The following is a 12,744-nucleotide window of genomic DNA, read 5'->3' as shown; positions in this document are numbered from 1 at the left end:
TCGGAGGTTTGATTTAACCGACCAACAGAACCATGCAGGCCATGGCCAGCGTGAAAAAACCAAACATCTTGAGGTCTTTGCGCTCTTCATGCGCTACCGCAACATCAATCATAACGCCACTCCCAGTACCTTTACTGGGTATCAGACTAGGCGATTCAGCTTAACAATCAGTAGATTTGTGACGCTTCCTTATAAAACCACAGATTCACCACAGTGTGCTCACAAAGCACTCACACCCCAACCACAGGCCCAAGACGGCACCCGATTGGCGGCGCACTTTCGCGAATCCGCAGTTCCGGCTTGATCAACTTGATACCGCTTGGAACTGGTTCTCCGTTGATTTGCTTGAGCATCATCTGAGCCGCCTCACGACCGATGGTCTCCGCGCCGTTCGCAACAGTCGTCAGTGCAGGAGTGCGGTTTTGCACACCCTCCGTGTCGTCATACCCCGTAATCGCCAGTTCCGGCCCCGGCTCAACCCCAGCGCGACGAACGGCTGTCAAGACACCAAGTGCGACCAGATCATTAAAGCACGCAACGGCAGTTGGACGCGGAATCGCCGACAGGATCCTCGGCACCACGGCCTGACCGTCGGCCTGTGTCATCAGCTCCGGAATATCGAGCTGTTCATCAGGATCAATCCCGGCATCCACCAGCGCAGCCCGCCACCCGTTGTTGCGGTCTCGGCCGGAAGAACTCTGGCGGCGTCCCCCAATCATGGCGATTTGGCGGTGCCCCTGATCAATCAGGTGCTTGGTCATCAGGTAGCTGCCATGATAGTCGTCCCCACGCACGCATGGCGTCTGAACGCCCGGCAGATCTCGGCAAACCAGCGTAATGGCCACACCCTGCTCAGAAATCTGATTGATCCGCTCCGGCGAGGTGCCAACAGAAGGACACAGGATCAACCCATCAACGCGGTGCTGAAGCAGCGTATCAATGAACTGATCTTGCCTTTTGAGCATGTCCCGGTGGTTGCAGATCAAGATGGTCTTGTCTTCTTCCGCCAGAACTTCCTCAAGACCGCGAAAAACCTCGGCAAAATAAGGGTTCAGGATGTCGTGGACGGCCACGCCAATCATGTCTGACTGGGACGTCCGCAACGAAGCGGCAGATCTGTTGTAGATGTAGCCAACTTCGGCAGCATAGTCCTTCACGCGCTGGCGCGTTTCCTTGGCCACCAAAGGCGAATCTCGAAGCGCGAGCGACACGGTCGCGGTCGAAATTCCCAGTTTTTCTGCAAGATCACCCAAGCGAAGGCGCTTACCTGCTGCACGCACGTCCTGATACTCCAAGCTGGCTCTGCTTTGGCTTCGTAACACGCCCTCCCCTGAAAGCAAACAGCTACTTCGGCGATAGATGAGCGCAGTGAAGGGCTCGGCCTCGCAGAGTTGGTTGGCACATCCCACGGCAACCGCCTGTCCTCACAGGCTAGGCGCATCGGCGAAGGCCAACAGAACCAACCATTAAAACCAGAACACAAATGAAGAAAGATCATTCAAATGCTTAGCGCCTCTAATTGATAAACCAGCTAACCTGCACGCCTTGATTTGTAAGGATAATTTCGAATGTGAGCAAAAAAGCGATTATATATCAATCAGTTCGTCATTGACGTGTAAGGAAACTGTCGTACTCGCGTAACATGTAACGATTAAGCAAGCGCTCATCGCGAAAGCAACCGCCATCGCAGCCTCACATACAAACAGGTAGCATCATGTCACTACGCAAACTCGTTCTGGCGCTCGGCCTTGCGTCTGTAGTCGCCACACCAGCTCTCTCCGAAGAAACCTTGGTTGTTTACACCAGCCAGCCAAATGCTGACGCACAACAAACTGTTGATGCTTTCATGGCTGCCAACCCGGACATCAAGGTAGACTGGGTTCGCGACGGCACCACCAAGATCATGGCGAAGCTGCGCGCTGAGTTCGCTGCAGGTAACCCAAAGCCAGACGTGCTGTTGATTGCTGACATCGTCACCATGGAAGGCCTGAAGCGTGAAGGTCGTCTGGCCCCAGTCGAAGGTCTGGACCTCAGCGCCTATGACAAGGCTCTTTATGACGCCGACAACCATTACTTCTCCACGAAGCTGATCACCACCGGCATCGTCTACAACACCAACTCTGACGTGAAGCCAACTTCCTGGAAAGATCTGGTGTCCCCAGAGCTGAAGGGCCTTGTTGCCATGCCATCTCCGCTCACCTCTGGTGCAGCGACCATCCACATGGAAGCTCTGACCCAGAACCCAGCTTTGGGTTGGGACTACTACTCCGCACTGGCCGCAAACGACGTGAAGCCACAAGGCGGCAACGGCGGCACCTTCAAGGCTGTTGCAGGCGGCGAGAAAATGGCCGGTGTTGTAGTAGACTTCCTGCCAATTCGTGAGAAGGCAAAAGGCTCACCAGTTGAGTTCGTATTCCCTGAAGAGGGCGTTTCTGCTGTAACCGAGCCAGTTGCTGTTCTGTCTACTGCAAACAACCCATCTGCCGCGGCCAAGTTCGTTGAGTTTCTGCTCTCCGAAGAAGGCCAGAAGCTCGCAGCAGCACAGGGCTACCTGCCGGCACATCCAGGTGTTGACGCTCCAGCTGGCTTCCCTTCCCGCGACAAGATCAAGCTGATGGACTTTGACGCTGGTGAAGCTTTGGAAACTGCTGAGCAGGACAAGATGAAGTTCATCGAGATCTTCGGGGAATAATCTTGTCTCTCAACATTGCGAATGAACGTGGCGCGTCGGCAGGTTTCCTCCGGCGCGTCCTTCCTTTCAAGCCGCGGCTCTCCGCGCAATGGCTGGCAGAAAACACCACACTTTGGGTGATTGTTCTGGCCATCACCGTTCTGGCTGGCTGGCCCTTGCTGCGCCTTGCCACGGAAGCAGTCTTCACCAACGGCGCATTTGACATCAGTCCAGTGGAACGGGCTCTGAGCTCCCGCTCCACATGGCGTGCAACCATGCACTCCCTGGAAACCAGCTTTTTCGGCATGCTGTTTGCCATCGTCCTCGGCGGCTTTTTCGCCTTTTTGGTTGCCCTGACGGACATACGTCTGAAGCTGCCGCTGGTGTTTTGCTTCATGCTGCCCATGATGATCCCGCCGCAGGTCACCGCGCTTTCCTGGATACAGGTTTTTGGCCCTTCCTCTGCACTGCTCAACACCCTTGGCATTGCCCCGGAACCCGGCTCCACCAATCCGGTCTATTCCAGAGAAGGCATCATTCTTCTGCTTGGCATTCAGCACGCGCCTCTGGCGTTCTTGCTGCTGCGCGCGGCCTTCCGTCAAATCCCGCGGGAACTGATCGAGGCAGCCCGGATGGCAGGCGCAGGAGCCCAGCGCATCGCGTTTCAGATCATCGTACCGCTGCTCACCCCTTCTCTGGTCGCAGCAGCAGGCCTCACCTTTGTATCGGCTCTGGGCAACTTCGGCATTCCGGCCATGCTGGGCATTCCGGAGAGTTATTATGTGCTGCCAACCCTGATCTACCGCCGCTTGACCTCATTCGGTCCATCAATCATCTCGGATGTCGCGATCCTCGCCATATTGGTGGGATTGATTGGACTTGCAGCGGTCCTGTTACAGAATTGGGTAAAGGGGCGCATCGAAGCCCGGCTCATGTCCAAACCCGGTGCCCCGCTGTTCATACCTCTCAAAGGCCTGCGCCCCCTTGTGGAGGCACTGCTTTGGCTCATCATTCTCATGATTCTCGTTTTGCCACTGTCCGCTCTGCTTGCGACGGCCCTGGTACCAGCCTACGGCGTTGGCCTCACCTTTGAGACAGCCAGCTTAGAGAACTTCCGCGAGATCTTGTTCCGTCAGAGCGCAACCTTGCGGGCATTCGCCAACTCTGGCGGTCTGGCACTCGTCAGCGCCATTGCCTTGGCGATTGTGGCAATTCCTCTTGGCTTCTTCATGGTCTGGCAAAAAAGCCGCGCGGCAAAATTCGCAGCAACACTCTCCGAAATGCCCTACGCCCTTCCCGGTGTCGTGTTGTCCATCGCCATGATCCTCGTGTTCCTCAAGCCGCTGCCAATCATCGGCATCAGCCTCTATGGCACTCTGGGCATCATTCTCGTGGCCTACCTTGCCCGCTTCCTGTCACTTGCCATCAAGCCTGTGATCGCTGGGTTTGAACAGCTTGACCCGAAGCTGGATGAAGCGGCACGCATTGTCGGCGCATCATTCTTTGACCGGTTGTTCCGCATCGCGGCCCCTCTGCTGGGGCCGGTGGCAGCCGCAGGTGGCATCCTCGTGTTCATGACAGCCATGAACGAGTTGACGGTTTCCGCCTTGCTCTGGTCAGCTGGCAACGAAACACTTGGTGTGCTGGTGTTCAATCTGGATGATGGTGGTTACACGGTGCTGTCAAGCGCCTTGGCGGTAGTGACTGTCGTGGTGATCTTCCTGATCATGCTGATTGCCCAGTCACTAAGCAGGGTGCTGCCACGCGGTGTGTTGCCTTGGACTGATGACCAACCGCACACGAAGCGCTAGTCACTGAGAAATGACCAACTGAAAAAACCTCTCTCCCGTGCCATAGTTCGCCGAGCAATGACATGGGAGAGATGAATGCCGACGCCTCACAACCTCGCCCTGATGGCACGCTATAACCGCTGGATGAACGAAAAGATCTACACAGCGGCGAACACACTGACTGCTGAAGAGATCGAAAAAGATCGCGGAGCCTACTTCAAGTCCATTCTTGGCACGCTGAACCACGTTTACGTGGCAGACATCATATGGCTTCAACGCTTTTCAGAGCACCCGGCACATTTTTCAGCGCTCGCTCCCCTTGCGAAGCGCGCCAAGCCCTCATCTTTGGACATGGCCCTCTACCATCGGCTGCCAGACCTTTGGGAAGCTCGGGCGCAGATGGATAGCACGATCACGAAGTTCACCTCGGAGATCACTCAGTTTGATCTCAACCAAACGCTTACCTACAAGAACATGGCCGGGATCCCGATGACAAAACCGTTTTCGGATCTACTGCAGCATTTCTTCAATCATCAGACCCATCACCGAGGCCAAGTGAGCACGCTGCTTTTGCAGGCCGGTAAAGACATCGGCGTCACCGACCTGCTGGCTTTGATTGACAACGTCTGAGCGGTGCCCCTAACCCTTCATGGCCCAGACTTGCGCCACGTCGAAGGCAATATGTTCGCCCTCGGCCAAGCGGCTGGAACTGTAAGCCGTCAGCTCGACCTGCTCATCCTGATGGATGCAGAGCAAACGCACCCGGAAACGGCCGCCAAGGTAGGTCACATCATCCACCTTGCCCTTGAAGCGCCCGGACCCGAGGTGAAGGTCTTCGGGACGAATGACAATGGTCACCGCCTCAGCTGAAACCAATGGGGTTTCGGAGTTGGCTACAACGGTTTCGCCGTCGAATGAGACAGTCTGTTCGCCATTGGCAACGGCGGAAAGCACCGAGCCTGCGCCAATAAACCGAGCCACCGCTGCGTTCTTGGGACAGTTGTAAAGCTCCTCCGGTCGCGAAAGCTGTTGCAACTTGCCATCCAGCAATACCGCGATCCGGTCCGCAATGGACATGGCTTCGGCCTGATCATGGGTAATGTACATGATCGTGGAGCCGGTCGTTTTGTGAAACTGCGAGAACTCCTGCAACATGTCTTCGCGCAGGTGCATGTCCAGGTTGGCCAACGGCTCATCCATGAGCACGATTTTTGGAGCCTGCGTCAGGCATCGGGCAAGCGCGACACGCTGCTGCTGGCCGCCTGACAACTCGCTGGGGCGCCGATCTGCAAACGGCGTCAGACGCACCGCGTCCATGGCCCCGTTCACAATGCTCACCCTCTCTTCAGCTGACTTGTTCGCCACCTTAAGAGGAAATTCGGCGTTTTCTTTTGCCGTCATGTGTGGCCACAACGCATAGGACTGGAAGACCATCCCCACGTTGCGCTCTTCAGGCGTTCTATGCGTGTGAGCGGACGAAACCAACTCATCATCGAAACGGATTTCACCGTCATCGATGCGCTCAAGACCAGCAATGATACGCAACAGGGTCGTCTTACCACAACCAGATGGGCCGAGCACGCAAAGGAACTCGCCCTCCTGGATATCCAGATCCAGTTCGCTAAGAGCTTTATGGGAACCGAAGCTCTTGGAAATATTATTTATTTTGACAGATGACATTACGAACCTCCGTGGAGGTTCGGTACGCGGTCTTCTTTAAAGGCGCATGACAGCTTGGGTAGAAACGCAGGTTAAACCTGTGTTTCCACCGGAAGCGCGTCTACAACCTTGCCAGATGCAACCTTGGCGTCATCGGCGTCATCATCTTCATCGTCATCATCATCCAACTGCTTGTTGGAGAGGTTCTTCTCGACGACGCGCAGCAGCTTGCGCAACTTCTTGCGATCCTTGTCGTCGAGGCCGGCCAGAGCTTCACGTTCCAGACGCTTCCAGGCCCGATCAACTTGCTGAATGCGGTCCTGACCTTCTTGAGTCAGGTAAACGCGTGCAAGGCGACCATCCGTATCAGAAAGCTGGCGCTCAACCAGACCTTGCGCTGTAAGGCGTGTAACCATTTTGGTTACTGTAGGCGGCTGAACACCAAGCGCGAGAGCAAGCTGGCTCATGGTGCGGCCATCAGCCTCGCTGAGGACCTTCAGAACCGCTTCCTGACCCGGGTGAAGGCCGATGCGGGAAAGGTGCGCACCGGAACGAGCTCGTTGAGCCTTGGCGGCCTGAGCAAGTCGAAAAGTGGTGCTCTTCTTGAAATTGAAACCCATGGCGATGCAGTTCTCGCTGTTTAAGGAATCGATAGTAAGCACGCACGTCGTGCTCACGGCATTTTCTTAGCCTGCGTTTTTATATGTCCAATGACGGTCTGTGGATTTTGTTAGAAACCTAACAATTAAACCAGCTAACTTATACGCTGGCTTGCTCCAAAGCATCAACCGCTTGCCTGCACAATTCTGCATAGGGTGTCGACAACCGGAACTCCCTGCCCCGCGGATAGGGAGCCTCAACTTCAAAGTCACGGACTACCCGGCCCTGCTGCCTGCTCATTACCACCAGCCGTGAGGACAGGTAGACGCTCTCATAGACGGAGTGTGTAACAAAAACGATGGTCCAGTCAAACCGTTCCCACAACTCCAGCAGATCATCGTTGAGCTTGTTTCGCGTAATCTCATCCAGAGCCGCAAACGGTTCATCCATAAGCAGGATTTTTGGTTTCGTGATCAAGGCTCTTGCAATGGAGACACGCATTTTCATGCCGCCAGAAAGCTCCGATGGCCACTTGTCTGCGCTGTCGGCCAGCCCCACCAACGCCAAGGCTTCCATCACTTGTTCCGCCGCCTTCTTGGCAGAAATACCCTTGATCTTCAAAGGCCAGTGAACGTTGCCAAAAACGGTCGTCCAAGGGAGCAATGTGGGCTCCTGAAACACAAAGCCAAGTTCATCCGTTGCAGCGGGACCATGGTCCACCTCAATGCGTCCGGATGTAGGCTCTTCCAGTCCGGAGATCAGCCGCAACAGTGTGGATTTCCCGCAGCCAGATGGCCCAAGAATGCTCAGGAATTCGCCTTTTGTGACAGTAAGAGAAAAGTCGCTCAGAACAGGACCGCCAGAATCGAAGCTCTTTGTCACCCCATTCAGCGCCAAAATCGCATTGGACGATTCGAGCGGCAGATGAACGGCGTGCTGATGTTCTGTGCGAAACTGCATTCTCTTCCCTTTCACCGGATTTGCTATCTATCTATTTAAGGTGTTACGAGATCACAAGGCTTCATCACTCAGGATGAAGCAAGCCCCAACCAGTTCGGGAATGAAAAAGATGCAGGGTCTGCCGCGTCGCCATTGGCAAGAGATGACAACCACCGATTTCTCTGAGGCGTCAAAAGACTGGATTGCCGTCTTACCAATAGCGGCAATCGAACAGCACGGCCCGCATTTACCGTTGAGCACAGACTCAACCATTGCCGAAGGACAGGTGGCACGCACCATTGAGCTTCTGCCGGACGACCTGCCCGTGACCTTCTTGCCCGTTCAGGCCATCGGCAAGTCAGACGAGCACATCTCTTTTCCCGGAACACTGACGATCAGCTGGGAAACCGCCATCAAGAGCTGGATTGAAATTGGCAAAAGCGTGAACCGGGCCGGTCTGCGCAAACTGGTGATCGTAAATTCCCACGGCGGCAATGCACCCCTGATGGACGTTGTGACACGCACTTTGCGCGTGGAAAACAAGATGCTCGCAGTGGAAACCAGCTGGCTGCGCTATGGACAGCCAGAGGGCCTGTTTACGCAAGAAGAATTCACCTATGGCATCCACGGGGGTGATATTGAAACCTCCCTGATGCTGGCGCTGCGGCCTGATCTGGTTCGCATGGAGAAAGCTGCAGATTTCCCTTCTGCCCAGCAGGACTACCTCAAAAACTTTGAGCATTTGCGAGGTCATGGCCGCCACCAGTATGGCTGGAAAACGGAAGACCTGAACCCGCAAGGTGTCATGGGAAACGCAGCTGCCGCAACAGCGGAAAAAGGGCGTGCGTCACTGGATCATGGCGCACGCGGTCTTGTCCAGCTGTTGGAAGATGTGCATCAGTTCGACATCGCAGACTTCGACTGATCAGGCCAGAGTGCCTTCAGCAAGCGCAACTTCCCATGCCGTCTGATCAAACCCGATAAAACGCTTTTCCTTGGCCTGAACCAGCGGGCGTTTGATTGCGCTCGGCTCGCCCATCATGAACTCAATTGCGCTCTCTTGGGAATTGACCGCCTCTTTGACCTCATCGGGCTGGCGACGCCACGTGGTGCCGCGTTTGTTCAGCACCGCTTCCCAACCAAACTCTATGACAAACGCCTTCAAAACGTCTGCGTCTACGCCCTCTTTCTTGTAGTCATGAAAGTCATAGGCCACCTCGGCGGAATCAAGAAACTTCCGCGCTTTTTTGACGGTGTCGCAATTTCGAATACCATAAAGCTTCATAGGGCCCTCCAGATCAGCAGCACGCAGGCCCATCAAATCAAGTGACAGACCCGCCACAAACGACAGATATCCGGGCTTGGATAAAAGCCTGAAGGCTCCCCGTCCATGCCTTAAACAGTCTGTAAACAAAATTGGTGTTTGACGGTCATGGCATAGACGCACATCTTCGTGCACCAGCCACCGGAGATGCCGATGAATGATGTTGTCGACAAACAGTCTGTCCAAGGGTCTTTGAATCAGCGCTTGCGCCTCGTCTCCGGGCTGGTGCTGTTTGTCTTTGCGCTGACGCACTTCATCAACCATGCTCTGGGCAACATCTCTTTGGCGGCAATGATGCAGTTTCAGGACTGGCGCTATGCCGTCTGGCACTCATGGCCCGGAACGATCCTGCTTTATGGCGCTCTGATCGTTCATGTTGCGATGGCCCTTTGGAAGACGGTGCGCCGGAGAACGCTTAAGATGCCAAGTTGGGAAGCCTTGCAGCTGGCCCTTGGCATGGGCATTCCGTTTTTTCTGGTTCTGCATCTCAACAGAACCCGCATCAGCGAGAACCTGTTCAACACCTCTGTTGACTACAACTCGGTGCTTTCTCTCATGTGGCCGGGCGGTTTCCTCAACCAGACACTGCTTTTGCTTTTCGTCTGGATACACAGCTGCATTGGTCTGCATTTCTGGCTACGGTTGAAGCCCTGGTACCGACGCGTCCAACTGGGTCTGTTGACGCTCGCCATCATAATTCCGGTTACGGCTACAACCGGGTGGACCCATGCTGGCAGGATGATCTACCTGAAGGGAGAACAAGCTGCTGCCCTGCCCCCAGAGGTATTGGCCCAGCTCATGGAATACGACACAATCGGAAGGGCCATCTTCGCGGTTGTGGCCGTATCGATTGTTATTCTGTTTGCAATGCGCACCTTCACTGCCCAGTTCCGCAAAAAGATTTCCATCAACTATCCCAATAGTGTGCGGGTACGCACTGCCCCCGGGCCCACGCTGCTTGAAATAAGCCGCGCCCACAGGGTGCCAGTTCAAGCCGTTTGCGGCGGGAGAGCCCGATGCTCCACGTGCAGAACATTGGTTATGGAAGGGCTGGACGAGCTGGACCCGCCAAATGCGGCGGAAGCCAAGGTATTGGAACGCATTGGGGCAGGTAAAGGCGTGCGGCTGGCCTGCCAGATCCGCCCCAAGGCCAACATGCGCGTCTACCCATTGCTCACGACCGAGCTCCAACAGCCCGAGCCCGGCACCATGGACCGATACCGCTGGGGCGTTGAGCAACCCATTGCAGTCATGTTCATAGACCTGCGAGGCTTCACCCGTATGGCCGAGGACCGTCTGCCTTATGACGTGGTGTTCATTCTCAACCGTTATGTCAAAGGCGTGACCAAGGCGGTGAACCAGAACGGCGGGCTCATAGACAAGGTCATGGGAGACGGGGTGATGGCCTTGTTCGGCATCGATATGGACCGCACTCAAGCGCTGCGCGCGGCATTGCAAACCATCATCGACATCGAACGCGAAATGCAGGTCATGAACGACGAACTCAAGAGCCAGCTGGCTGTCCCCCTGCGCATCGGCATCGGCCTGCATGCCGGACCAGCCATCATCGGCCGGGTAGGACTTGATGGCGGAAATGTTCTGGAGTCCGGCCTGACAGCCTTGGGCGACACGGTGAATGTTGCCAGCCGATTGGAAACGGAAACAAAGTCCCACGGGGCGACTGCTGTGGTTTCGACATCCGTCATACGCAGTGCTGGCCTGAATGAAAGCCTTATCGGCAAACAGGAAGACATCACTGTGCGTGGCAGAGAACGCCCGCTCAGCGTAACGATTCTCGAAAATGGCTCGAAACTTGAGAATGTCCTAACGGCATCCAGCACGACAACCATGAAAGAGCAACAACGCGCTGTTTAGCTTTTCTCATCTTCTGCATGAGCTATAAGAAAATAAATGCCAAAAATCAGGCAGAAACACATATTTTCATCAATAATGTGCTGATTTAGATCACGAAAGTTTCACCCTCCCTCTAGACGCGTGCAATTACGTAGGTACACTCCCTTCATCGACGTTGGATCGTGGGAACTGGGATCGGGTCAACGTCGTCTACATCGTACCGATATCATTGAGAACCGCGCGTTCAACAGCGTGGAGATGAGGGGAACATGCGTTATCGCGTAGCTGCAGCAGCCGCAGTCATTGCGGCACTGGCCGGAACCAGTGCGTCCGCCGAGACCTTAAAGTTCGCATTTCAGGGCACCTTAAACCAGCTCGATCCATACAGCTTGAATGAATCTTTCACGCTTGGCATGCACGGAAATGTGTATGAAGGACTGGTGCGACTGACACCAGACCTCCAGATCGAGCCATCACTTGCTGAGCGCTGGGAAATCATTGAGCCAACACGTTGGCGCTTCTATTTGCGCGAGGGCGTGAAGTTCCACAACGGCAATGACTTCACTGCCGAAGATGTGGCGTTTTCCGCCGAGCGTGTCCGGTCAGAAGGCTCTGACGTGACCACACGCCTTGCGCCAGATGTTAAAGTCGAAATTGTCGACGACTACACCGTTGACTTCGTTCTGTCGGCGCCAAACCCAATCCTCCACTCGGAATGGGGCACTTGGCTGATCATGGACAAGGAGTGGACCGAGGCAAATGATGCCGTCAAGGTCACCTCTGCATCTGACACCAGCCCGAACTATGCTTCGCTCAATGCGAACGGCACAGGCCCGTTCAAGATCACCAGTCACGAACCAGGTGTACGAACAGTTTACGAAAAGAACGAGAACTGGTGGGATGAGGTCAAGCACAACCTGACCAGAGTTGAGTTCACGCCGATCAGCTCAGACGCCACCCGCGTTGCAGCATTGCTGTCCGGTGAGATGGACATGGTGTACCCAATTCCAGTTCAGGACATCAACCGCGTTAACAGCAATGATGGCACCTCGGCCCTGACAGGCCCGGAACTGCGGACCATTTTCCTTGGCATGGACCAGAAGCGCGATGAACTTCTTTACTCCGATGTGAAGGGCAAGAACCCGTTCAAGGACGTTCGGGTGCGAAAGGCTGTCTATCAGGCCATTGATATTGAAGCGATCAAGACCAAGATCATGCGCGACCTGGCAACGCCGTCCGCTCTCATGATCTCGCCGTTCCTGTTCGAGCACTCTGACGAGTTCCAGCGGTTCCCATACGACCCGGAAGCATCAAAGGCACTTCTGGCAGAAGCGGGATATCCAGACGGTTTTTCCGTTGGCATGGACTGTCCAAACGATCGGTACGTGAACGATGAAGCAATCTGTCAGGCTGTTGCGTCGTTCCTTGCGCGTGTTGGCATCAAGGTAGATTTGAACGCCCAACCAAAGGCACAGTATTTTGCAAAAATTCTGGCTTCTGGTGGCTACGACACCTCCTTCTACCTGCTCGGTTGGACCCCAGGTTCCTTTGACAGCTACAACGTGCTCCTGAACCTGCACAACTGCCGGGATGACGCTGGCAATGGCGGCCCATTTAACCTCGGCGGCTACTGCAACCCGCGGGTAGATGAGCTGAGCAAGTTGATCCTCTCTGAGAACGATCAGGAAAAGCGCAACGCTTACATTACTGAAGCCTACCGGCTGACCACTGAAGAAGTCTCTCACATTCCTCTCCACCAGCAAGGTTTGGCTTGGGGTGTTGCGGACAACGTCTCCGTTGCACAGCGCGCAGACAACTACTTCAAATTCCGCCATGTAGTCAAAAACTAGTCAGGTTTCCGACACGAAATAGTGGCCCGACGCAACACGTGCGTCGGGTCTTCTCAA

The 12,744-nt window shown here is 55.1% G+C and carries 11 protein-coding genes; 6 read left to right on the top strand and 5 right to left on the bottom strand.

Going from position 1 to position 12,744, the window contains the following annotated elements; all coding sequences use genetic code 11:
• Nucleotides 1-230: 230 nt before the first annotated feature.
• Nucleotides 231-1,322: a LacI family DNA-binding transcriptional regulator gene (locus PUV47_RS17885; RefSeq protein WP_274219961.1), complete on the bottom strand. Its 1,092-nt coding sequence runs from the start codon at nt 1,320-1,322 to the stop codon at nt 231-233.
• A gap of 389 nt (nt 1,323-1,711) precedes the next feature.
• On the opposite strand from PUV47_RS17885, the gene PUV47_RS17880 reads away from it, so the two are divergent.
• The 3 genes from PUV47_RS17880 (at nt 1,712) to PUV47_RS17870 (ending at nt 5,091) form a co-directional block, all read left to right on the top strand.
• On the top strand, nt 1,712-2,692 hold the full coding sequence (locus PUV47_RS17880) for an ABC transporter substrate-binding protein (protein WP_413697828.1): 981 nt from the start codon (nt 1,712-1,714) through the stop codon (nt 2,690-2,692).
• Nucleotides 2,693-2,694: 2 nt separating this feature from the next.
• Entirely contained in the window at nt 2,695-4,482 is a 1,788-nt protein-coding gene (locus PUV47_RS17875; RefSeq protein WP_274219959.1) for an ABC transporter permease, read from the top strand.
• A gap of 75 nt (nt 4,483-4,557) precedes the next feature.
• Nucleotides 4,558-5,091 (top strand): DinB family protein, encoded by a 534-nt coding sequence (locus tag PUV47_RS17870; protein ID WP_274219958.1) that lies wholly within the window; start codon nt 4,558-4,560, stop codon nt 5,089-5,091.
• 9 nt (nt 5,092-5,100) lie between these two features.
• Here PUV47_RS17870 and PUV47_RS17865 read toward each other — a convergent pair whose 3' ends face one another.
• From PUV47_RS17865 to PUV47_RS17855, 3 genes are all read right to left on the bottom strand, one after another.
• Nucleotides 5,101-6,141 carry an ABC transporter ATP-binding protein gene (locus PUV47_RS17865; RefSeq protein ID WP_274219957.1) on the bottom strand — a complete coding sequence of 347 codons (1,041 nt, stop codon included), beginning with the start codon at nt 6,139-6,141 and terminating at the stop codon, nt 5,101-5,103.
• 71 nt (nt 6,142-6,212) lie between these two features.
• Entirely contained in the window at nt 6,213-6,740 is a 528-nt protein-coding gene (locus PUV47_RS17860; protein ID WP_274220117.1) for a MarR family winged helix-turn-helix transcriptional regulator, read from the bottom strand.
• Between the two features lie 139 nt (nt 6,741-6,879).
• Nucleotides 6,880-7,680, bottom strand: coding sequence for an ABC transporter ATP-binding protein (locus PUV47_RS17855; RefSeq protein WP_274219956.1), 801 nt, complete (start codon nt 7,678-7,680; stop codon nt 6,880-6,882).
• Between the two features lie 109 nt (nt 7,681-7,789).
• Between PUV47_RS17855 and PUV47_RS17850 the strand changes: the two genes are divergently transcribed.
• A complete protein-coding gene (locus PUV47_RS17850) occupies nt 7,790-8,584 on the top strand; it encodes a creatininase family protein (RefSeq protein ID WP_274220116.1) in 795 nt (264 codons plus the stop codon).
• Here the strand turns inward: PUV47_RS17850 and PUV47_RS17845 are convergent, their stop codons facing one another.
• On the bottom strand, nt 8,585-8,944 hold the full coding sequence (locus PUV47_RS17845) for an ArsC family reductase (RefSeq protein ID WP_274219955.1): 360 nt from the start codon (nt 8,942-8,944) through the stop codon (nt 8,585-8,587).
• Nucleotides 8,945-9,136: 192 nt separating this feature from the next.
• Here PUV47_RS17845 and PUV47_RS17840 point away from each other — a divergent pair, with 192 nt between their 5' ends.
• Both PUV47_RS17840 and PUV47_RS17835 read left to right on the top strand, forming a co-directional pair.
• Nucleotides 9,137-10,858 (top strand): adenylate/guanylate cyclase domain-containing protein, encoded by a 1,722-nt coding sequence (locus PUV47_RS17840; RefSeq protein WP_274219954.1) that lies wholly within the window; start codon nt 9,137-9,139, stop codon nt 10,856-10,858.
• A 248-nt stretch (nt 10,859-11,106) separates the two neighbouring features.
• Nucleotides 11,107-12,687, top strand: coding sequence for an ABC transporter substrate-binding protein (locus PUV47_RS17835; RefSeq protein ID WP_274219953.1), 1,581 nt, complete (start codon nt 11,107-11,109; stop codon nt 12,685-12,687).
• Nucleotides 12,688-12,744: the final 57 nt, after the last annotated feature.

It is taken from the genome of Pseudovibrio exalbescens (genome assembly GCF_028737195.1).
In the GTDB taxonomy this organism is placed as follows: domain Bacteria; phylum Pseudomonadota; class Alphaproteobacteria; order Rhizobiales; family Stappiaceae; genus Pseudovibrio; species Pseudovibrio zosterae.
This window is presented reverse-complemented; position numbering and strand designations above follow the sequence as displayed.